This window comes from Chryseobacterium sp. NFX27 (assembly GCF_049887855.1).
Lineage (GTDB): Bacteria > Bacteroidota > Bacteroidia > Flavobacteriales > Weeksellaceae > Chryseobacterium.
In genome coordinates this window covers 102,204-124,670 of the sequence record NZ_JAGEKK010000007.1, presented here as the reverse complement: position 1 = coordinate 124,670, position 22,467 = coordinate 102,204, and the positions used below count along the sequence as shown (strand labels likewise).

The following is a 22,467-nucleotide window of genomic DNA, read 5'->3' as shown; positions in this document are numbered from 1 at the left end:
GAATTACTCGGTAGTAATCACTACTTTTTTATCTTTATTGACTAAGTTTTTGCCATCTACAAGATCATTGGATCTTACGATGATCTCGACTGTTTTATTATCAACCTGTTTTACGAAATCATGTTTTCCTTCAATGCTTTTGATCGGTTTCTGAAACTTCAGGGTATTGGTAAAGGTAAGGTTGAACATTCTGAGCATTCCCGCCATTCCGGAAGCCATCTGTTTTCCGTAAACTTCAATAGAATCGCTTTTGGTTTTAGGAACTGTTTTTTCTTCTGACGCTTTTTCTTCCAGCATTTTCAGTATCCCATCAGAATTGAATTTTTTAGTGTTAATAATCAGGGATTTACCGTCCCATACTGCGATATCCTGTAAGGGTATTTTTTTCAGACGTTTATCGCTGGCTAAAAGCTGAGTGATTTCCGCGGGCATAAGCTTATCATATTTTAGAGAAAGACCAACGATTTCGTTTTTATCTTTATCCACTTTCATATAAACTTTTTTAAGCACTTTTGCCGAATCTTCGTTAAGCGTTACTTTTCCGTGCTTCTGAACCTTATAAAGACTTGTCCAGTCGGTAGGCAGCTTATCAAGATCACTCAGTTTCTTTGAATCTGTGCCCATCAAGCTCATCATACCCATTACACTTTTATCCATAAGAATATTAGACTGCATGCTGGTTGCGGCATCTTTATAATAGGTAGTTTCTGTATTGATAGAGCAGGACTGAAATATCATAAAAAGAACTACAGCCCATAATAACTTAATATGTTTGGTCATTGTTAAGAATTTTACTGTTTTCTAATGTATTACAAAACAGATACCAACCAAAAAAACGGGCTGAAATTTCAGCCCGTTTTTATTCTGTAACAATCACAATTTTTTTATCGGAATTTTTAAATTCAGCTTCTTTATCATATAGGGTTTTGAGATTGTAATCTATTTTAACGGTATAGTTATCGATCTGCTTTACCCAGTCGTGCTTTCCGGTAATAGATTTTATTTTGTTTTCAAACTTCAGAGTTGTTCCTATGCTCTTGAAAAACATCGCAATCATTCCTTCCACCTTTTCAGCTTCATCTTTTGAGGTTTTACTTCTGAGTGTCTCCTCAATATTTTTAAGATTGAAATTTTCTGTATTGATGGTCAGTGTCTTTCCGTCCCAATTATTGAAGATATTCTGATCCAAAGGAAGTTTTTCCTTTTTATTATAATCGCTCAGCATCTGATAATCTGTCTGCGTGAAGTGTTCCAGTTTTAAAGAAAGACCTGCCGGCTCGTTATTTTCTTTATTGGATTTCATAAAGATCTTTTTCATGAGCCTGATAGAATCCGGATCTTTAGTTTCCTGCTTTGCATCCTGTTTCTGAATGTCAAAAAGGCTTGTCCAGACCGTTGGAAGCTTATCCATTTCTCCAAATTCTTTTTTCTGCTGCAGAGAATCGGGAGTCATAGCCTTCATTTCCGAAATGAACTTTCTCATGTCGATATCTGTAACAGAAGTGGAGGCGGCATCTTTATGATAAACGATTTCGGAGTTAATAATACACGATTGCAGAACAAAAGCAGCTGCAATGAGTAAAAAAAATATTTTTTTCATGGAATTAGTTAGTTGTATTAGTGGCAGTTGGCCGAGCTGTGATCATGCCCTTCAATATGGCAGTTGCCGTTGTGATCTTTAGAAATGGTCATTGCTTCAGCTCTCGGTGAGATATAAGGAATTCCCAGTTCCAGACCTCTCAGTATGAATAGTCCTCCCAAAATAATCATAATAACAGGAACCGCTTTCAGAATTTTAACTCTAAAAGCCTGATTCATTAGATTTCCGGCTAAAACTACCGCAAACATGAATGGGAGGGTTCCAAGACCGAATAAAGCCATATATGAAGCTCCCTGCCATACTCCTCCTGCTGCCAGACTTGCTGTAAGAGCCATGTAAACCATGCCGCATGGAAGAAAGCCGTTAAGAAGCCCGGTTGTAAACCTTGATCGATAATCTGCTTTCTGCAGCAGTTTTCCTAAATTCAACTTTACTGAAAAGAGAAATTTAGAAAGAAAAGGAATCTTGGAGGCAAAATCTTTTCCACCAAAAGAAAACAGAGCCATAATAATCAGAAGAATTCCCGCAATGACCGTAAGATACTGCTGGAAGCCTGCCATTTCAAAACCTTCTCCTACAATTCCCAGAACGGCGCCTAATAAAGAATAGGTGAAGATCCTGCCAAACTGATAGGTTAAATTCTGAAGATAGAAATTGGTGGCCTGTTTCTTAGTCAATCCCATCGATAAGGCAATAGGTCCGCACATTCCGATACAGTGAAAACCGGAAGCAAATCCTAATGCAATTGCCGATAAAATAAGTCCTATTTCCATATCACATCATAATCCATTCTATAGTCTGCTTTGTCTTTTGTCCACATCAGTCTCAGAGTATAATTTCCAGGTTTCAATACCTGTCCCGGTATAAAGAAAGATTGAGTGGCATCAAGCTGTACAGATTTTTTTATGTCTAAATTCTGGTCGTCGGTTCTGTTTAAAACAAATTTTACCGTAGTATTTGTATTATTGTATTCTTTTGGAAAAGTAATTTTGATTCCGTTCTTTTCCTGGCTGTACACCGGTTTTTCCTGCAGATCGTCTGCTTTTTTCTTGGCATCAATGACATCCTGGTACTTAAGTTCCTCCTCGTAATAATTATCTGTTACCATTTCAGAATTCTTCTGCCCGTTCGGGAAAAGAAACAGCATGGATAATATAAAAGCAATGAATGCAAATAATGCAATGACTACACCGTGTCCCCAACTAAAGTTTTTCATTTCTTCCGGATTTTTTTATCTGTTTTAAACCTCATGATTTTAAATTATAGAGGCTTTTTAATTAAAATTGCAGTTTGAATGGTCCCTCAAAATACGTCTGGTAAGAATCTATAAGCTTACCTTTCATATCATAAACGCCAATGGTTATGTTCTGTTTTGAAAGTTTCATATCATTCTCTGGGAAGCTGATATTGATTGTTCCTTTTGAAATTTTATCCCGGTCTACCTGGATCTTGCTGGATGCACTGTAGGTAATCTCACCGTGAGCCGGCTCCAGAACTTTTATCGTTACTATCTTCTTGTCGTTGGTTTTATTAAGGAAGGTATAATTGTAAGTATTGGTAATCTTACCATCTCTTACAAAGAACGTACTTCCTGCAGGCTTAATGAATTTCGCCTCCATTTCTCCTCTGCTGTAAAGAAGGAATCCAAGGAATCCAACCAATAAAACAAGAACCACTGCAAAACCTTTCATTCTTCCTGTGAATTTGAATTCAGTCTGATTCTCGATCTCGTTTTCAGAGGCATATCTTATCAGGCCTTTCGGAAGTCCTACCTTTTCCATTACTTCATCACACGCGTCGATACATGCAGTACAGTTCACACATTCCAGCTGCTGTCCGTCTCTGATGTCAATTCCTGTAGGGCAGACCACCACACACTGATGGCAGTCGATACAGTCTCCTTTTCCTGCAGCCTTACGGTCTTCGCCTTTTCTCCATTTCGATCTGTTTTCTCCTCTTTTAAAGTCGTAGAAAACATTAATAGTATCTTTATCAATTAAAACACCCTGAAGCCTTCCGTATGGACAAACTAAAGTACAAACCTGTTCTCTGAACCATGCAAATACAAAGTAAAATGCCGCTGAAAAAAGAATCATGATGATAAAATTGGTAGGGTGGGCGAACGGCCCCTCTGATATGATTCTGAAAATCTCCTGATAACCAACGATGTACATTAGCATAAAGTGGGTGATAATCAGGGAAATAATCACATATACCGTCCATTTCAAGCTTCGCTTCCAGATCTTTTCGCTGTTCCACTCCTGTCTGTCCAGCTTCATCTGCCTGTTTCGGTCTCCTTCAATAAGATATTCAATTTTACGGAAGATAGATTCCATAAAAATTGTCTGAGGGCATATCCACCCGCAGAAAATTCTTCCGAACGCAATCGTAAAAATGATGATAAATATTAAGGATGCGATAGCACCTAAAGTAAGGATAAAAAAGTCCTGTGGATAGAAAGGCTGTCCGAAAATGAAAAACTCCCTATCGATAACATTAAACAAAAAGAATGGATTACCATTGATTTTGAGGAATGGTACTGTAAAATAAATAATTAATAAAGCATAACTTACAATATTTCTATAATTGGTGTATTTCCCTTTTGGTTTCCTTGGAAATACCCATTTTCTCTTACCGGATTGCTCCATTGTCCCGATAGAATCTCTGTAAGTTTCAGGATCCAGAACCTGGCCCTGTCCACCTCGTACTTCTATTTCTTCTATGTCTGACATTTGTAATATGTTTTAAAAAAGAAAAAACATAATTCGTTACTATTTTAATCTAATAACAAATTATGTTTTTTTCATATGTTTCTAATTTCTTTTAAAATTATTCTTTTTCCCAATGCGCTTCGGTTCCCTGAGGAGCAGCTCCTCCCTGAGCCTGCGTCACCGGCGGTTGTTCCTGATTGATGTGATATACATACGCTGCAATCTTTTCAATCTCCGCACCTGAAACTTCTCCGTTCTTACCGAATGCTCTCATTGAAGGGTTGGTAGGAGAACCGTTCCAGTCCATATGGAAAACGTTTTTAAATAAAGTTTTCTCCGGCTGGTTGATCCAGTAGTTGTCCGTAAGGTTTGGACCAATACCACCACTTCCGTCTTCTTTGTGACAAGATGCACAGTTGGTTTTGAATAGTTCTTTTCCTTCCGCGATATTGTCAGCAGAGTACTTCGCTGTTTCTATAGTTACAGGAGGCTGCTCAGATTCATATTTTGCAATGCTGGCCATCTGTTCTTTATATTCCTGTTCGTATTCGCTCAACGGATGTGCGAAGTCTGTGAAGGAATAAGCTGCGATATATACAATACAAAAAGCAGTCCCAAAATAGAATAAACCTATCCACCATTTTGGAAGCTGATTGTCCAATTCCATGATCCCATCGAAACCATGATCGATAAGGATATCTTTTTCTTCTGTAGCAGACTGTTTCTTGAAGGCACTTTCGTACATTCTTTTTAAGAAAGGCACTTTCTTTTCTGCCAGATAAGCTGCTTTTTCTTCCGGAGATAGTTTTTTGAACTTATTGTTTTCAATTAAATCTCCAATAGCACTGTGGATGTATGCCAAAATAGCACTGATCACAACAGTTCCCCAGAAGTAAGGTGAAGCTAGGAACGAGTAGCTCTGTACAAACAAATAATAAAAAACTATTAAAAGTCCAGTTATTATTAAGATGTTTACAACAACAGGTGTTCTTTGTTTCATAATAAATAGTTTAATTTTTTAAATTAAAATCGTCATCCTCGTCATCCCCAAGTGGAGCCTCTTCTTCCTCTTTGTAATATTTTTTAGGCCTGCTAAAAACATAGATTACCAGAGCTACGAAGAACAGCATAAAGAAAATCAGAGCCAGCGTCTGGTAGAGACCAGCGTTTTCTGTATTGGATAATATATCTTTAAAGTTCTGAGGAATCATGTGAACCTTTTAATGTTTAGTTAGTACTTGCTGTTTTTATTTCTGTAGTCTTAATATCTGTTCCTAATCTCTGAAGATAAGAAATAAGAGCTACAATCTCTTTTTTCTCCAATTCTCCCTGAGGTCTCTTGGCGTAAGCTACCTTAAGGTCATTCGCTTCCGAGAAGATGTCTTTTACGATCTTTGTTGCCTGGTTGTCTGCCCATTTATTTGCAGAATCTATTTCAGCTTTCGTATAAGGAACTTCAAACGTATTCTTCATCAGCTTCATTTTGTCTACCATTTTAGATCTGTCCAGGTTACTTGCAATTAGCCAAGGGTAACGAGGCATGATAGATCCTGCTGATGTAGATCTTGGGTTATACATGTGCTTGTAATGCCAAGAACTTGGGTTTTTACCTCCTTCTCTATGTAAATCCGGTCCAGTTCTCTTAGAACCCCATAGGAATGGTCTGTCATATACAAATTCTCCAGCTTTGGAATACTGTCCGTTCTTACCGTTGAATCTTGTAATCTCATCCCTGAAAGGTCTGATCATCTGGGAGTGGCAAGCATTACATCCTTCACGGATATAAATATCTCTACCCTCTAATTCAAGCGGTGAATATGGTTTTACTGCTGAAATTGTAGGTACACTTTTCTTAAGAGATAGTGTAGGGATAATTTCAACTGAACTACCGATGGAAATTGTCAGGAAAGATAAAATACCTAATAATACAGGCATTCTTTCAAGCCATAAGTGAGTCCCTTCACCTTCTTTACGTTTGTTTCCGATATTAGCCAACGCAGGTGCTTCAGCAGGAACTTCTTTCTGGAATGAACCTTTTCTTACTGTAGCGATTACGTTAACGATCATTAAGATGGCCCCGGAAATATAGAATATACCTCCTAAGAATCTCATCTTAAAATAAGGGATGATAGCAGTTACTGTATCCAACCAGTTTTTGTACATCAAAGTACCGTCCGGATTGAACTGTTTCCACATCAAACCTTGTGTAAATCCTGAAATATACATTGGTACTGCATAGAAAATAATTCCTAATGTTCCTAACCAGAAGTGCCAGTTAGCTAGTTTTACAGACCAAATTTTTGTTCTCCACATAATGGGTACCAAGTAATAGATAACCCCGAATGCCATGAAACCATTCCATCCAAGAGCTCCTAAGTGTACGTGACCGATAACCCAGTCTGTAAAGTGACCAATTTTGTTAATGTTTTTAGTTGCCAAAAGCGGACCTTCGAATGTTGCCATACCGTAGCATGTTACAGCTACTACGAAGAACTTAAGGATAGGGTTTTCCCTTACTTTATCCCAAGCTCCTCTCAGCGTAAGAAGTCCATTTAGCATCCCTCCCCAAGACGGGGCGATAAGCATGATAGAGAAACCTGTTCCCACAGCTTGAGCCCATGCCGGAAGAGCAGTATACTGAAGGTGGTGAGGACCAGCCCAGATATATACGAAAATTAATGACCAGAAGTGAATAATAGACAGTTTATAAGAGAAAACCGGTCTGTCTGCTGCCTTCGGAAGGAAGTAATACATCAAACCAAGAACCGGGGTCGTCAGTACGAATGCAACGGCATTGTGACCGTACCACCACTGTACAATAGCATCTTTTACCCCTGCATAAGCTGAATAAGATTTCCAGCCTGCGAAAGATAATGGAACTTCAAGGTTGTTGAAGATATGAAGCATAGCCACGGCAATCCATGTACCAATATAGAACCAGATAGCTACATAAAGGTGTCTTACTCTTCTTTTTGAAATCGTAAGGAACATGTTGATTCCGAAAACAATCCAGGAGAATGCAATCAATATGTCGATCGGCCATTCATGTTCAGCATATTCTTTGGAAGTATTGATCCCCATAAAGAATGTAACGAACGTAGCAACGATCATAAACTGCCAAGTCCAGAAATGCAACCATGATAATGTATCACTGTACATTCTTGTTTTTAATAATCTCTGTAATGAGTAATAAATACCGGTATAAACGATATTACATACAAATGCCCAAATTACAGTATTGGTATGAAGCATTCTGATTCTACCAAAACCAAATGCACCATGAGTGTTTATTAACCCTTGAATATTGCCTGATGCAAGACTTTTGATGGTTGTATCATCTGTACCGAATATAAATTCCGGCAATTCCGGGTAGAAAAGCATTAATGCCGCCGTAAGCCCGAACGTAAATCCTATAAGACCGAAAACTAAGGTCGCATAAAGGAACGCACGGACAATACTGTTGTCATAACTAAACTTTTGTGTTTCCATATCAACTATTCACTTTTTTCTTCAATTTTATTATTCTCTCCTATTTTTTTCTCGTCTTTATCTTTGTTGCCCTTTTCATCCTTTTCCTTGATTTCTCCATTATCAAAAAGGATTCTGACAGCGGGGGATTCATCATCCTCAAACTGTCCTTTTCGGGCATACACTATAAATACGACCAAGAAAATCGCAGCCAAAGAAACACTGCAGAGGATCATTAAATATAGAATATCCATTGGACAACAAAATTAACCTATTTTCGGGGTTCAAATTTAGTGAAAAATAATGACATTCATCACGAAATGCGGATTTCAGCTAATTTAAAATCAGTCTAAATAAGGGCTTCTACGCCTGTTTTTTGAAATGTTTCCGGCCCAAAATCCAGGTGGAAAGAGTAGTGAATGCCACCACAGTAATAGAGCTGATTGGCATGATGATTGCTGCGAAGAGCGGATGCATCTGGCCTGTAACTGCGTAACTTAAACCAACAATATTGTATAGAAAACTGATTATGAATGTCATTTTTACAATGGTAATCGATCCTTTGCAGACATTGAGGTACTTGTCTAGTGTAACTACTTTGTCGCCGTTCATAATCACATCGGAAGAAGGAGTAAAGCTGTTGGTATCATCTGCAATAGCGATCCCTACATTACTTTGCTTCAGTGCTCCGGCGTCATTCAGGCCATCTCCCAGCATAGCTACTTTCATGTTCTGGTCCTGAAGATTTTTGATGTAATTAAGCTTGTCTTCCGGGCTTTGGTTGAACGCCATTCCATGATAATTAGGGATAAGTTCTTTAAGCTGGTTTTCCTCGGAGGAGTTGTCGCCGCTCAGGATGAATATTTTGTAATCGGTGAGCTTTGTAAACAGCTCTCTTAATTTCGGACGGTATTCATTCTTAAAGATGAATTTACCTAAAAACTCGCCGTTTTTGCTTATATATACCGCTGTTTCAAGGTTTCGGGGTTCCTGGTCGTTATAGCGGGCAGAGCCTATTTTATAAACATTTCCTCTTACACTGGCTTCATATCCTTTTCCTGAAATCTCACGGAAGCTTTCAACGGGGAAGTAGTTGTCGTTAACTTCAATGAATTCATACAGGGATTTAGAAAGCGGATGATTGGAGTTCTTTAGTAATGTTTTGATATTCAGGCTGTCAAACTCATTAATTTCAGAGCCTTCATATCTGATGTTTGATTTTTTTCTGTGTGTGATGGTCCCTGTTTTGTCAAAAACAATGGTATCCAGTTTGGCTATTTTTTCAATCGTCAGAGTATCTTTTACATAAAACTTGTTGCGCCCCAGGATCCTCATAATATGTCCAAAAGTAAACGGTGCAGATAATGCAAGGGCACAAGGACAGGCAATAATAAGAATTGCCGAAATAACCTGGAACATTGTATTCAGGTCAATGAAAGACCAGTAAATTCCTGAGATCACCGCGATACCTAAAATGATGAATGTGAAATATTTACTGACGTTATTGGTCAGCGTGTCAAGTCCGGTTTCGTGTTTCTTAAAAGCTTCCTTATTCCAAAGTTGTGTCAGATAACTCTGATCAACATCTTTGATCACTTCCAGTTCCAGTGAAGAACCGATCTGTTTACCTCCTGCAAAGATTTTGTCACCCGGCTGTTTGCTGATGCTTTCGCTTTCTCCGGTGATAAAACTGTTGTCTATATTTCCTTCTCCGTTGATCAGGATAGCGTCAACGGGGATGATCTCCTGATTTCTTACCAGGATCCTGTCTCCCACTTTAATCTCAGAAAGAAGAATATTGTCCTGCTTTCCTTCAAAATCTACTTTGGTTACTGCGATAGGGTAGAATGATTTATAATCTCTGTCGTAAGATAAGGCGCTGTATGTTCTTTTCTGGAAAATTTTTCCCATTAACATAAAGAAAAGCAATCCACATAATGTATCAAAATATCCGGGACCGTAATCTGTAACCACTTCGTAAATACTCCGTCCGAAAAGAACAAGTATCCCCAAGACAATAGGGACATCGATATTGACAATTTTATTCTTCAATCCATACCAGGCAGATTTGTAATAATCTGAAGCGGAATAAAATACAACCGGACAGGCTAAAAGGAACATCAGTGTTCTGAAAAGTCCTTTATAATGTTCCATCCAGTAATCTTCACCTCCTACATATTCAGGAAAGGCCAGGAACATTCCGTTTCCGAATGCAAAACCGGCAATGGCAAATTTTATAAGTAGAGATTTATCGAGATGATCTACATTTTTATCGGCGGTTTCAAGGCTGATAACAGGTTTGTAGCCAAGGTTGGTTAAGAAATTAGCTAGTTCGCTTAATTTGAGGTCGTTATGGTTGAATGAAATCTGTAGGGTCTTCCTGGTGAAATTTACCTGAGAATAATTGATATGCTCATTCAGGGTATGTAAGCTTTCCAGAAGCCAGATGCATGAAGAACAGTGTATTACGGGAATTTTAAAAGTAACAAGACTTGTTTTTCCTTCCGAAAAATCAGTGATTTTTTCAAAAATTTCCGGCGTATCAAGATATTCAAATTGAGAAGAACTCTCATCGGGGCGGATTCCTGCTCTTTTATTAAGTTCGTAGAAATTAGTTAAATCATTGAGATTCAGAATTTCGTAAACAGACTTGCATCCGTTGCAACAGAAAGTCTTTTCATCAAATAAAATTCGCTCCTTTTCTATACCTTGACCACAATGAAAACAGTTCTCGCTCACCACCATAATATATTGAACTACAAAATTATAACAATTTTTTTTGTTTATCGCGTTAAAAAGTTCTATTTTTGTGATAAATGTCATATAAAATGTCGCAGGAACAACAGATTGCAATTGAAGAGAGGTTCGCCAGAGTTTTTAATGATAAATCATTTAAGGAAAGACTTTCTAGCACTGATTTTGAAAAATATATTAACAGCAAGAAAAAATTGAGTTTTCAGAAGCACGACACCATTTTCGAGGACGGGGAAACACCAAAAGGAGTGTATGTTTTAGAAAAAGGAGCTGCTAAGCTTTCCAAGTCGGGAGCTTTTGGAAAAGACCAGATCTTAAGATTTATCAAAGAGGGGGATATTATCGGCTATCGTTCATTACTTTGCGGGGAAAATTTCCAGGCAAAGGCTGAGGCTATGACAGACATTGAATGTATCTTCCTCCCGGCAGATGTTTTCATGTACCTTCTGGAGGTAGATCCGCAGCTTTCTTTTGCGATGCTTCAGAAAATCTCTTATGAACTGGGAGAATCATCCAATACCATAACCTTCCTTGCACAGAAAACGGTAAGAGAAAGACTGGCAGAAATCCTGATTCTTCTGGAACAGAAATTGGGAGTAGATCCTGAAGGGTTTATTAAAATTTCGCTCACCAGAGAAGAAATTGCCAACATTATCGGTACTGCTACAGAAAGTGCCATCCGTTTGATCTCTGAATTCAAACAGGACAGTCTCATAGAAGTAGACGGAAGAAATATCAAAATTTTGAACCACGACAAACTGATGAAACTAGGTCACGTAGTTTTATAACAATCATACAAAAATTTAAGTCGGCGAAAGCCGACTTTTTAACTTTTAAAAAATAGATAATTATGTCTGTTCATTCTGAAATTAAAAAAGTTACAACTGAAACCTTGCGTAAAATGAAATTCGACAAGGAAAAAATAACAATGCTTACTGCTTACGATTTTACCACTGCCAAAATGGTAGATGCCGGCGGTGTTGATGCTATTTTGATAGGAGATTCTGCTGCTAATGTGATGGCTGGTTTTGAAACGACTCTGCCGATTACTTTAGATCAGATGATTTATCACGCTCAAAGTGTTGTTCGTGGAGTAGACAGGGCTCTTGTGGTAGCAGACCTCCCATTCGGGACCTACCAGAGTAATCCTGAGAAAGCCCTGGAGTCTGCGGTAAGAATGATGAAGGAAGGAGGTGCTCATGCAGTGAAAATTGAAGGAGGTAAAGAAATTTCAAAATCTATTAAAAAAATTATCAATGCCGGAATTCCAGTAATGGGACATTTGGGACTGACACCGCAGTCTATCTACAAATTCGGAACCTATAAAGTAAGAGCTAAAGAAGAAGCGGAAGCTGAAAAACTGATCAGTGACGCACAGCTTTTGGAAGAACTGGGATGTTTTTCAATCGTTTTAGAAAAAATTCCTGCTGATCTAGCTAAAAAAGTATCGGAAAGTATTTCTATCCCTACCATCGGGATTGGAGCGGGAGCTGACTGTGACGGACAGGTTCTTGTGTATCATGATATGGTTGGGATGAACAAAGGTTTCAGTCCTAAGTTCTTAAGAAGATATCTTGATCTGTATACAGAAATTACAGGAGCAGTTGCCCAGTACGTGAAAGATGTGAAAAGTGTTGAATTTCCTAATGAAAATGAAAGCTATTAATTAATGATGAACCAACAACAATCACTTCAGGGAATCTTATCAATCGCAGCCATTATATGTATGGCGGTAGGCTGGTTTAACTTATTCTCTCCGGAGATCAACGAGCTTCTCTCCAGAAAAGTTTTTTATGTATTGATAGGAGCGAGTTTCTTCGTTCAGGCCCCGTTACTTACCAATAAAAATTTTATGTATGCCATGTATGTGGCAGCAGCAATTTGTGTAATCGGAGCATTTCTGCCGTCGGATTCTAAACTTTCAATGCTTAAAACAATTGGTCTTCTCGGAGGAATTATCATTTCTTTTACCAACAGACCGGGACGTTCGTAATGTATGGAGGAGCAGATTGTATATGAAGATAACCATCTTCTGGTGGTTAATAAAAAAGCAGGACAGCTTGTTCAGGGCGATAAAACCGGTGATGAATCTTTGCTGGAGTCCATTAAGAATTTTATAAAGAAAAGAGATGCTAAGCCGGGAAATGTTTTTCTCGGCTTAGTTCACCGTATAGACCGCCCGACTTCGGGACTGGTCATCTATGCTAAAACCTCCAAAGCACTTTCCAGACTTACCCAGATGGTAAAAAGCAGGGAAGTCAGGAAAACATACTGGGCTGTTGTAGGAAAAGAAATGATTCCTCAGAGCCAGAGGCTTGTTCATTATTTAAAAAAGAATGAAAAGAATAATAAGGCTATTGTTTTTCCAAAGATAACCGAAGGAGCAAAGGAAGCTATTCTTACTTATCGGGTGATTAAAACATTGGATAATTATATGCTCCTTGAAATTGATCTGGAAACCGGAAGGCATCACCAGATCCGTGCCCAGCTGTCAAAAACCGGGGTTCCTATAAAAGGAGATCTGAAATACGGAGCGGCCCGCTCCAATCCGGATGGTGGAATTAATCTTCATGCAAGAAAACTGGAGTTTATTCATCCTGTTACGAAGGAAAAAATAGAAATTACAGCTCCCGTTCCGCAGAATGATGCCATATGGAGAGCCTGCGAAGAATAAAAAATTGATCCTGCATATTTTGCAGGATTTTCTTTTGTTGCTTTAGATATTGAATTTTATTGACGATTCTGTATTTGTATTTTTCCATTATGTGTGATAAATTCGTTGTTTTTAATTGTATTTAATATAAATAATGTTGTTAATTTCATTTTTTATTTAGATTTTCGTAAAAATTAATATCTTAGTGGGAATTTTAATCCAATCCCATATGAAACATTTTTACAATTTTTTTCCTCAACGAAGAGAAAAAGTAAATTATTTAAAAAGTGCCTTATTCGGTTTTACCGCTTTGCTTGCAGGCAGCAGTTTAGTATCAGCACAGGTAAGTGCTTATAGTTTTTCCCGTTCTTCCGGAACCTACACTCCCATTGTAGGAACTGCATTGGCAGACGCTACCGGCAATACTTCATCAACAAACCTTAACAGCGATGTTTATCCTTTAACCTTGCCGTTCGACTTTGTATTTAACGGAACTTCCTACAATGCATTGAATGTATCAACGAACGGCTTTATTACTTTTGGTACAACGGCTCCGGGTACAACTACGACTACTCCAATATCAAGTTCTACAGCCTATGACGGAGCAGTTTCCGTTTTTGGAAAAGACATAAGCAGTTTTTTCGATATCAGTGGAACTACCGGCAGCATCAACTGGGAAATAACCGGTTCGGCTCCCAACAGGGAAGCTGTTATACAATGGAAAAATTTCAGGCCCAACAGCAGTACCTCTACAACAACAGCATATGCCTTTTCGTTTCAGATCCGTTTGAAGGAAATTTCAAATATTATTGAAATGGTTTATAGCAGCGGGGCCTATTTAGTAGGGAACACAACTATTTCAGGAACAGCTCAGATCGGTCTGAGGGGAACTTCCTCCGCTGATTTTAATACCCGGCTTAATGCCACAACACTGGAATTTGTAAACTCTACCGAAGGAACAGCAAATAACAGCACACAGGCATTTAATACAGTTAACTCAATTCCGGGAATGCCTTCTGCAGGGTTAACCTATACCTGGACACCGCCAACATGCTATGCTCCATTGGGACTTACGGCAGGCACAACTACCAATAACAGTGCCTCAGTATCCTGGACCGCTTCTCCATCAGCTCCATCAGGATATGATATTTATTACAGTACTTCCAATACAGCTCCAATATCTTCTACAGCACCTACTAACCCAAATCTTACCGGCACTTCAGCTACCATAGGATCATTGGCGCCTTCTACCGTATATTATGTCTGGATCAGATCAAATTGTGGAGGAGGAAATACAAGTGTATGGTCGCTTCAGCCTATACGGGTTGTTACACAATGCCTGCCGCCGGCAATTCTTACAACTGCTGGTGCTACTGTTTGTCCTAATCAGACTGCAACACTGTCGGCTACAGCAGACACCGGAGCTTCTATAACCTGGTATGATGCTGCTACGGCAGGAAATGTAGTCGGTACGGGACCGAGCTTTACAACTCCGGTATTAAGCAGCACAACTCCTTATTATGTAACTGCTTCAACAGGAAATACCGCTTCGGCAGGAATGACGAATGCTATATCTACATCAGGTTATACTCAGGATGCAGGTTTGCTTTTTGACGCTTATTCTACTGTTGTCATTAATGGGGTAAATGTATATCCAATGGGTACAGGAGCAGGAACGGTAGAAATTGCTTTACAGGATGGAAATGTTTCCCCTGCTGTGACACTACAGACCATTACGGTAAACCTGGTGGGCTCTGCCACTCCACATGTAAAAACTTATGTCCCTTTAAACTTTACAGTCCCACCTGGAAATAACTATAAATTAATGATGCTTGCCAAATCAGGTGGTGTGTCTGGATTGATAAGAGAATCAGGAGATACCTGGGGTAGTTATCCATTGACGGTTCCGGGAGCATTATCTATAACAGCCGGAAACCTTACTGGAAATAGCCCTATAGCATCTTACTATTATTTCTATGACTGGCAGATTAGCAGCAAATGCGAAAGCGCAAGAACAACTGTTACTGCAACAGTGGACAGCGCATGCTTAAGTACATCCGAAGTGAATGCTAAAGACCGCATGAAAGTATATCCTAATCCATTTAAAGATATCATAACGATCACTGATATTGAAAAAGTAAAATCTATTCAGGTTTTTGACAGTGCAGGAAGAATGATAAAAACTATTGAGGATCCATCTCAAGAAATCTACTTAGGTGAATTAAAATCAGGATTATACATTCTAAATCTGACTATGAAAGACGGAAGTATAGGCCACGTAAAAGCGATTAAAAAATAAAATCTTAAAATAAAAATTAAAAGCCCGGAGTTTTGAACAGCTCCGGGCTTTTGCTTTTTCAATCTTATATTTTGTCTGTTCTGAAAAAATACCTACCTTCGTCACAACTTTAGGGGTGTCTGTAGACATACAGACTGAGACTTTACCCTTTGAACCTGATCTGGATTATACCAGCGTAGGGAAAAGTAGATGACTTTTACTGTACATTCTATTGTACAATAACGGCCATTCCTAAAGTATATATAAAATAATTAGGAATGGAACTTACAATCAACCACAGTACGAAAACATTTGAAGTACTTCCGGATAATCTGGAGGTACTGATGGCTATGGAAATACCCGGAAAGAAAAAAGGGATAGCCGTGGCTCTCAATAACCGTATTATTCCACTGTCCGCCTGGGCAGAAACAATCCTTAAAGACAAAGATTCAGTTTTAATCATTGCTGCCACTCAGGGCGGTTAACTCTCACTTAATAATACAAAAACTTATGGCTCATTCAATCACCTGTTCGCCATTTCCGAACGCCAGGAAAATTTACGTTGAAGGAAAAATACATCCTATCAGCGTAGCAATGCGTGAAATTCATCTAAGTCCCACAAAGCTTAGCAACGGAACTTTAGAAGATAACCCTCCGGTTACTATTTATGACACCTCGGGGCCCTATACCGATGAAAATGCATCCATTGATATCACAAAAGGACTTCCACGAATCAGGGAGCAATGGATACTGGACAGAAAAGATGTGGATATCCTGAGCGGAATCACTTCAGAATACGGAAAAGCCCGTCTTGCAGATTCCCGCCTTGATGAACTGCGTTTTGCGTACGATCACAAACCTAAGGTAGCCAAAGAAGGATTAGAGCTTACCCAGCTTTATTATGCAAAACAGGGAATCATTACCCCGGAAATGGAATATGTGGCGATCAGGGAAAACCAGCGGATTGAGCAGCTGGAAACAGTCTCTAAAGAAATGTCATTTCAGCATCCCGGAAACAGTTTCGGTGCCAATACTCCGAAAAGCAAAATAAGTCCCGAATTTGTAAGAGATGAAATTGCTGCAGGAAGAGCAATCATCCCGAATAACATCAATCACCCGGAGAGCGAGCCAATGATCATTGGGCGTAATTTTTTAGTTAAAATTAATGCCAATATCGGAAACAGTGCTGTTTCATCAAGTATTGAAGAAGAAGTAGAGAAAGCGGTCTGGGCCTGCCGTTGGGGTGCAGATACCATTATGGATCTTTCTACGGGGAAAAATATCCACGAAACAAGAGAATGGATCATCAGAAACAGTCCGGTTCCTATTGGTACCGTCCCCATTTATCAGGCTTTGGAAAAAGTGAAAGGTGTTCCCGAAGATCTGACATGGGAGGTTTTCAAAGATACCTTAATTGAACAGGCAGAACAGGGCGTTTCATACTTTACGATTCATGCCGGCGTTTTATTGAGATACATCCATCTTACCGCAAAAAGAGTAACAGGAATTGTTTCCAGAGGAGGTTCCATCATGGCAAAATGGTGTCTTTACCATCATAAAGAAAATTTCCTGTACACCCATTTCGAAGAGATCTGTGAGATCATGAAGAAATATGATGTGGCTTTTTCGCTTGGAGATGGTCTCCGTCCGGGATCTATTGCAGATGCTAATGATGCTGCACAGTTTGCAGAACTTGAAACTTTAGGTGAGCTGACGAAAATTGCCTGGAAACACAATGTACAGGTGATGGTCGAAGGCCCGGGACATGTACCCATGCACATGATCAAAGAAAATATGGAGAAACAACTGGAAGAATGCCAGGAAGCTCCGTTTTATACTTTAGGGCCTTTGACAACAGATATTGCACCGGGTTACGACCATATTACCTCTGGTATCGGTGCTGCTATGATCGGCTGGTTCGGCTGTGCAATGCTGTGCTATGTAACCCCGAAAGAACATTTGGGTCTTCCTAACAAAGAAGATGTAAAAGTTGGAGTGATCACCTACAAATTAGCAGCACACGCGGCAGATTTGGCGAAAGGTCATCCCGGAGCACAATACAGAGACAATGCTTTAAGTAAGGCAAGATTTGAATTCAGATGGGAAGACCAGTTCAATCTTTCACTGGATCCTGATACGGCAAGAGCTTATCATGACGAAACGCTGCCGGCAGAAGGAGCTAAAATAGCTCATTTCTGTTCCATGTGCGGTCCGAAATTCTGTTCCATGAAGATTACCCAGGAAATTCGCGATTCTGCAGAAAAGGGCATGCTGGATAAATCCCAGGAATTTATTGAAAAAGGAAAAGAAATTTATATATGATCCTTGTCATCACTCCCGAAACAAGAGTTCATAATGAGACGGAGATCATCAACCGGATGTTTCAGGAAGGATTGGATCTGCTCCATATAAGAAAACCTTTGATGAGCCGGGAAGAAATGACCAGTTTCCTGTACAGTATTGATGAGAAATTTTATCCTCAACTGGTACTGCACGGATATTATGATTTGGGGAAGGATCATCGTATTTCCCGGTTTCATTTCAGAGAAGCTGACCGGAAAGACGAAGCTTATCAATCTTATATAAGCCAAAGTACCCTTTCCACTTCTGTTCATGATATCGAAACCTATAATTCCTTGGAAGAAGAATGGGAGTATGCATTGATAAGTCCGGTTTTTCCGAGTATTTCCAAAAAAGGCTACGGAGAAGAATCAACGGTAATAGAAGAGATAAAGCACAGAACCAATCCAAACGTAAAATTAATTGCATTGGGAGGAATTAATGAGAATAATATCTGTAAAGTGTTTGAAAGCGGAGCAGACGGAGCTGCATTATTGGGTGCGGTTTGGGAAAGTGAAGAACCATTAAATACATTCAAAAGATGCAGGAAGAACGTCCTTTTGTGATAAGTATTGCAGGATTTGATCCCTCAGGAGGAGCAGGTCTTTTAGCTGATATAAAGACATTTGAGCAGCTTGAAGTAATAGGATTGGGTGTGTGCACAGCAATGACCATCCAGACCGGATCTCAATGTCTGAGTATTGACTGGCAGTCTTTGGAGCAAATAGTTTCGTCAATAACTGTTTTAATGCAGGAATATACTATTCAGGCTGTAAAAATAGGGGTAGTAAAAGATGCCGTATTTCTGGAAAAGATTATAGAAACCGTACGGTTCCATAGCGGGGGAGCAAAGATCATCTGGGATCCCGTATTAAAAAGTACCTCAGAGTTTTCTTTTTTTGATCTGGAAACCTTAGCTCTTTTGACAAATGTTTTAAAGAAGATTGATCTTATCACACCCAATTATAATGAATACCATGTTTTAAAGGAGCACAGTCTTTTAAATAAAGACCAGAACTCATGCGCCATATTGGTCAAAGGCGGCCACAGAAGTGATAGAATAGGAACAGATATCCTGATCCAGAACGGAGAAGAGATCTCCTTGGAGCCAGGCTTTGATGATTCTTCCGGCTATTCTCCGAAACATGGCTCAGGATGCGTACTGTCTTCAGCAATTGCGGGTTGGCTGGCAAAAGGAGAAAGCCTGGAAAGTGCTTGTAGGAAAGGAAAATTATATATTGAGAAATTTTTAAAAAGTAACCCTTCTTTATTGGGTTTTCATTCAGTTTAATCATGGAAAAATTACAATACATATCACAGGGATCAACAAGAGAAGAGCAGGAGCTTAATATCCGGAATGCTTTGAATAATGGTATAAAATGGCTGCAGGTCCGCTGGAAAAATGCCAATGAAAGTGAGTTCTTTCAACTCTGTGAAATTTCAAAGAAACTTTGTTCAGAGTACCAGACGGTCTGTATCATTAATGACCATGTTCAGATGGCAAAAGACATTGATGCAGACGGTGTTCATTTAGGTTTAAAAGATATGTCCGTTGAAATTGCGAGACATGTTTTAGGTAAAAATAAAATCATAGGCGGAACAGCCAATACCCTTTCAGATGTCCTTCAGAGAATCAGTGAGCCATGTGATTATATAGGTTTGGGACCTTTGAGATTTACAGCTACAAAAGAAAAACTGAGTCCTGTTCTGGGATTTGAAGGCTATCAGAATATCATTAAAAGTTTAAAAGACAAATCAATCACTATTCCGAGGATTTTTGCGATTGGAGGAGTTGTGCTTCAGGATATAGAACGTCTTCAGCAGATCGGAATATATGGTGCTGCAGTTTCCGGAGAGATCACCAGCCGGCCATCTGTAATCAGTGAATTTAAAAAAGCAATGATATGAATAATCAGAAATTAATAATAGCAGACAGGATATTTGAGTCAAGATTGTTCTTAGGAACAGGAAAATTCGGAAATCTTCAGGAAATGGCAGCCTCTGTGATCGCTTCAGGAACAGATATGGTTACCATGGCTCTGAAAAGAATAGATTCCGGGGCAGCAGAAGACGGATTATTGGATTCATTAAAAGGAACCAATGCCCATCTCCTTCCCAATACTTCAGGAGCAAGAACTGCAAAAGAAGCGGTATTGGCAGCCCAGCTTGCAAGAGAAGCGCTGGAAACCAACTGGGTAAAATTAGAGATCCATCCCGATCCTAAATACCTTCTTCCGGACCCTATTGAAACCCTATATGCAACAGAGGAACTGGCCAAACTGGGATTTATCGTAATGCCTTACATCCACGCCGACCCTGTTCTGTGTAAACGTCTGGAAGATGCCGGAACCGCTGTGGTAATGCCTTTGGGTGCTCCAATCGGGACCAATAAAGGATTGAGAACATTGGATTTTCTGGAGATCATTATCAGCCAGAGCAATGTTCCCGTTGTAGTAGATGCCGGAATCGGAGCCCCTTCGGATGCCGCAAAAGCGATGGAAATGGGAGCTGATGCCGTTCTTGTCAATACCGCTATTGCCGTAGCAAGGAACCCTGTAAATATGGCGCTGGCCTTTAAAGAAGGAGTTATTGCCGGAAGAAGAGCCTTTGAATCAGGCTTGGGAGCAATAGCAGATCATGCCGAAGCATCAAGCCCTCTGACGTCTTTTCTATTTGAATAATATGTAGCACAATGAACAGCTTTAAAGATATTTTTGAACACTATCAATGGGATGAGGTAAAAGAAAGACTCGGAAAAGTAACCCACTCAGAAGTATTGAGCAGCCTTCAGAAAAAACAAAGGACGATGGATGATTTTCTCAATCTTCTTTCTCCTGCCGCTGCCCGGGAGCTGGAAATGATGGCCAGAATGACCCGTCACCTTACCCAGAAACGCTTTGGAAAAACCATCCAGCTCTATGCACCGATGTACCTCAGTAATGAATGCCAGAATATCTGTACGTATTGTGGTTTTAGTCTGGATAATGAAGTAAGGAGAAAAACCCTTTCCGATACGGAACTGATGGTAGAAGCTTCTGTTTTGAAATCTATGGGGGTTAATCATGTTCTCTTGGTAAGTGGAGAGGCTAATAAAACGGTTGGTATTTCCTACTTTCTGAATGCCGTGCGCCTGCTGAGACCACATTTTGCCAATATCTCGATCGAGGTACAGCCTTTGTCAGAAGAAGAATATCTGCAGCTGCATCAAGAAGGCGTTTATTCCGTCTTGGTTTATCAGGAGACCTACCACCAGGAAGTCTATAAACAATATCACCCCAAAGGAAAAAAATCAAACTTTCATTTCCGGCTGGATACACCGGATAGAATAGGACGTTCTGGAATTCATAAAATAGGGCTTGGCGTTCTGCTTGGGCTGGAAGACTGGCGGGTAGACAGTTTCTTTAATGCACTTCACATTGATTATCTGCAGAAGCAATACTGGAAAAGCCGTTTTTCAGTTTCATTTCCAAGGTTAAGACCTGCGGAAGGAATCATTGAGCCCAATTTTATTATGGAAGATAAGGATCTGCTGCAACTGATCTGTGCCTACAGAATTTGGAATGAAGACCTGGAAGTTTCAATATCCACCAGGGAAAATGAAAAATTCAGAGACCATATCATATCCCTTGGAGCCACGGCAATGAGTGCTGCCTCAAAAACAAATCCCGGAGGTTACGCCGTAGACGTAGAATCTCTGGAACAGTTTGAAACCAGCGACGAAAGGACTATGGAAGAAGTGAAAAACAGCATCAGAAAAGCCGGCTATGATCCGGTGATGAAAGACTGGGATCCTGCATACGGCAGAACTTAAACCATTAAGAGCATTGAAGTCATTAAGTTTAATTAAGAAAAATCAGTTGATTTTTTAATCTTAAAGCAGACTTGTCCTAATATTCTTAACAGCTTAAAAACCTTAATGGTTCAAAAACAATTTATAGTGAAAAGTAAAGACATTTTTGCCAGATACAGCCGGCAGATATTTATCGAAGAAATAGGTCTGGAAGGACAGAGAAAAATCAGGTCGTCCAAAGTGCTTATCATTGGGGCAGGAGGTTTGGGAAGTCCCGCTATCCAGTATCTGGCAGCGGCCGGAGTAGGAACTTTGGGGGTGGCAGATTTTGATGAGGTGGAGCTTCATAACCTGAACCGCCAGATCATTCATAACGAAAATACCGTTGGATCCTTAAAAATCAAAAGTGCAGAAGCATTTGTGGAAAATCTTAACCATCAGGTGAAATTTATCGGAATCAATCAGAAAATTGACAGCTTAAATGCAGAAGAAATCCTTTCACAGTATGATATTATTCTAGACGGATCCGATAATTTTATCACCAGATATCTCATCAACGATACCTGTGTGAAGCTTGGGAAGACTTTGGTGTATGGAAGTATCTTGGGTTTTTCAGGACAAATTGCCGTGTTCAACTATAAAGGCAGTAAAAGCCTCAGGGATCTCTTTCCTGAACCTCCTTTTGATGAAGATATCCCGGACTGCGACAGTCTCGGAGTTTTGGGAGCGCTGCCGGGCATGGTAGGGAGCATGATGGCTATGCAGGCTTTAAAAATCATTACAGAGCTTCCTGTATATCCGGATCAGCTTACCCTTATCGATACCCTGGAATGGAGATTCCAGACCATCAATTTTTAAATTATATTGTTTTAA

General features: G+C 39.6%; 23 protein-coding genes and 1 riboswitch. Of the genes, 13 read left to right on the top strand and 10 right to left on the bottom strand.

What is annotated here, in order from left to right:
• Nucleotides 1-3: 3 nt before the first annotated feature.
• From J4Q03_RS09835 to J4Q03_RS09790, 10 genes are all read right to left on the bottom strand, one after another.
• Nucleotides 4-780: a hypothetical protein gene (locus J4Q03_RS09835; protein ID WP_426048013.1), complete on the bottom strand. Its 777-nt coding sequence runs from the start codon at nt 778-780 to the stop codon at nt 4-6.
• 79 nt (nt 781-859) lie between these two features.
• Nucleotides 860-1,600 carry a hypothetical protein gene (locus J4Q03_RS09830; protein ID WP_426048012.1) on the bottom strand — a complete coding sequence of 247 codons (741 nt, stop codon included), beginning with the start codon at nt 1,598-1,600 and terminating at the stop codon, nt 860-862.
• Between the two features lie 17 nt (nt 1,601-1,617).
• The gene (locus J4Q03_RS09825) at nt 1,618-2,373 is read right to left on the bottom strand and encodes a sulfite exporter TauE/SafE family protein (protein ID WP_426048011.1); all 756 of its coding nucleotides are present in this window, start codon (nt 2,371-2,373) and stop codon (nt 1,618-1,620) included.
• Nucleotides 2,364-2,816 (bottom strand): FixH family protein, encoded by a 453-nt coding sequence (locus J4Q03_RS09820; RefSeq protein WP_426048010.1) that lies wholly within the window; start codon nt 2,814-2,816, stop codon nt 2,364-2,366. Before J4Q03_RS09820 ends, J4Q03_RS09825 begins: the two co-directional genes overlap by 10 nt.
• Before the next feature lie 61 nt (nt 2,817-2,877).
• Complete coding sequence (ccoG, locus tag J4Q03_RS09815) at nt 2,878-4,332, bottom strand: cytochrome c oxidase accessory protein CcoG (protein ID WP_426048009.1); 1,455 nt, start codon at nt 4,330-4,332, stop codon at nt 2,878-2,880.
• A 97-nt stretch (nt 4,333-4,429) separates the two neighbouring features.
• Nucleotides 4,430-5,311, bottom strand: coding sequence for a cbb3-type cytochrome c oxidase N-terminal domain-containing protein (locus J4Q03_RS09810; RefSeq protein WP_426048008.1), 882 nt, complete (start codon nt 5,309-5,311; stop codon nt 4,430-4,432).
• 10 nt (nt 5,312-5,321) lie between these two features.
• Nucleotides 5,322-5,522 carry a cbb3-type cytochrome oxidase subunit 3 gene (locus J4Q03_RS09805; protein ID WP_062652071.1) on the bottom strand — a complete coding sequence of 67 codons (201 nt, stop codon included), beginning with the start codon at nt 5,520-5,522 and terminating at the stop codon, nt 5,322-5,324.
• Nucleotides 5,523-5,538: 16 nt separating this feature from the next.
• Nucleotides 5,539-7,800 (bottom strand): cytochrome-c oxidase, cbb3-type subunit I, encoded by a 2,262-nt coding sequence (gene ccoN, locus J4Q03_RS09800; RefSeq protein ID WP_426048007.1) that lies wholly within the window; start codon nt 7,798-7,800, stop codon nt 5,539-5,541.
• 5 nt (nt 7,801-7,805) lie between these two features.
• Nucleotides 7,806-8,033 (bottom strand): cbb3-type cytochrome oxidase assembly protein CcoS, encoded by a 228-nt coding sequence (gene ccoS / locus J4Q03_RS09795; protein WP_116013027.1) that lies wholly within the window; start codon nt 8,031-8,033, stop codon nt 7,806-7,808.
• Nucleotides 8,034-8,142: 109 nt separating this feature from the next.
• Nucleotides 8,143-10,518: a heavy metal translocating P-type ATPase gene (locus J4Q03_RS09790; protein WP_426048006.1), complete on the bottom strand. Its 2,376-nt coding sequence runs from the start codon at nt 10,516-10,518 to the stop codon at nt 8,143-8,145.
• An 89-nt stretch (nt 10,519-10,607) separates the two neighbouring features.
• Between J4Q03_RS09790 and J4Q03_RS09785 the strand changes: the two genes are divergently transcribed.
• The 13 genes from J4Q03_RS09785 to J4Q03_RS09725 all read left to right on the top strand — a co-directional run bounded on the left by J4Q03_RS09785 (nt 10,608) and on the right by J4Q03_RS09725 (nt 22,452).
• Nucleotides 10,608-11,321: a Crp/Fnr family transcriptional regulator gene (locus J4Q03_RS09785; RefSeq protein ID WP_062652074.1), complete on the top strand. Its 714-nt coding sequence runs from the start codon at nt 10,608-10,610 to the stop codon at nt 11,319-11,321.
• A 62-nt stretch (nt 11,322-11,383) separates the two neighbouring features.
• A complete protein-coding gene (panB, locus tag J4Q03_RS09780) occupies nt 11,384-12,199 on the top strand; it encodes a 3-methyl-2-oxobutanoate hydroxymethyltransferase (RefSeq protein ID WP_111958535.1) in 816 nt (271 codons plus the stop codon).
• Between the two features lie 3 nt (nt 12,200-12,202).
• Nucleotides 12,203-12,526, top strand: a complete 324-nt coding sequence (locus J4Q03_RS09775) for a hypothetical protein (protein ID WP_426048005.1) — start codon at nt 12,203-12,205, stop codon at nt 12,524-12,526.
• A gap of 3 nt (nt 12,527-12,529) precedes the next feature.
• Nucleotides 12,530-13,207, top strand: coding sequence for an RluA family pseudouridine synthase (locus tag J4Q03_RS09770; protein WP_426048004.1), 678 nt, complete (start codon nt 12,530-12,532; stop codon nt 13,205-13,207).
• A gap of 208 nt (nt 13,208-13,415) precedes the next feature.
• Nucleotides 13,416-15,485 carry a T9SS type A sorting domain-containing protein gene (locus J4Q03_RS09765; RefSeq protein ID WP_426048003.1) on the top strand — a complete coding sequence of 690 codons (2,070 nt, stop codon included), beginning with the start codon at nt 13,416-13,418 and terminating at the stop codon, nt 15,483-15,485.
• 101 nt (nt 15,486-15,586) lie between these two features.
• A riboswitch (TPP riboswitch) is annotated at nt 15,587-15,684 on the top strand.
• A gap of 58 nt (nt 15,685-15,742) precedes the next feature.
• The gene (thiS, locus tag J4Q03_RS09760) at nt 15,743-15,949 is read left to right on the top strand and encodes a sulfur carrier protein ThiS (protein ID WP_426048002.1); all 207 of its coding nucleotides are present in this window, start codon (nt 15,743-15,745) and stop codon (nt 15,947-15,949) included.
• A 25-nt stretch (nt 15,950-15,974) separates the two neighbouring features.
• A complete protein-coding gene (gene thiC, locus J4Q03_RS09755; RefSeq protein ID WP_426048001.1) occupies nt 15,975-17,786 on the top strand; it encodes a phosphomethylpyrimidine synthase ThiC in 1,812 nt (603 codons plus the stop codon).
• Nucleotides 17,783-18,370, top strand: a complete 588-nt coding sequence (locus J4Q03_RS09750; protein WP_426048000.1) for a thiamine phosphate synthase — start codon at nt 17,783-17,785, stop codon at nt 18,368-18,370. The genes thiC and J4Q03_RS09750 overlap by 4 nt, the downstream gene beginning before the upstream one ends.
• Nucleotides 18,346-19,095: a hydroxymethylpyrimidine/phosphomethylpyrimidine kinase gene (locus tag J4Q03_RS09745; protein ID WP_426047999.1), complete on the top strand. Its 750-nt coding sequence runs from the start codon at nt 18,346-18,348 to the stop codon at nt 19,093-19,095. Before J4Q03_RS09750 ends, J4Q03_RS09745 begins: the two co-directional genes overlap by 25 nt.
• Nucleotides 19,096-19,097: 2 nt before the next feature.
• Complete coding sequence (locus J4Q03_RS09740; protein ID WP_426047998.1) at nt 19,098-19,712, top strand: thiamine phosphate synthase; 615 nt, start codon at nt 19,098-19,100, stop codon at nt 19,710-19,712.
• Nucleotides 19,709-20,485, top strand: coding sequence for a thiazole synthase (locus J4Q03_RS09735; protein WP_426047997.1), 777 nt, complete (start codon nt 19,709-19,711; stop codon nt 20,483-20,485). The genes J4Q03_RS09740 and J4Q03_RS09735 overlap by 4 nt, the downstream gene beginning before the upstream one ends.
• 11 nt (nt 20,486-20,496) lie before the next feature.
• Nucleotides 20,497-21,615, top strand: coding sequence for a 2-iminoacetate synthase ThiH (thiH, locus tag J4Q03_RS09730; RefSeq protein WP_426047996.1), 1,119 nt, complete (start codon nt 20,497-20,499; stop codon nt 21,613-21,615).
• A gap of 126 nt (nt 21,616-21,741) precedes the next feature.
• Entirely contained in the window at nt 21,742-22,452 is a 711-nt protein-coding gene (locus J4Q03_RS09725) for a HesA/MoeB/ThiF family protein (protein WP_426047995.1), read from the top strand.
• The last annotated feature ends 15 nt before the right edge of the window (nt 22,453-22,467 follow it).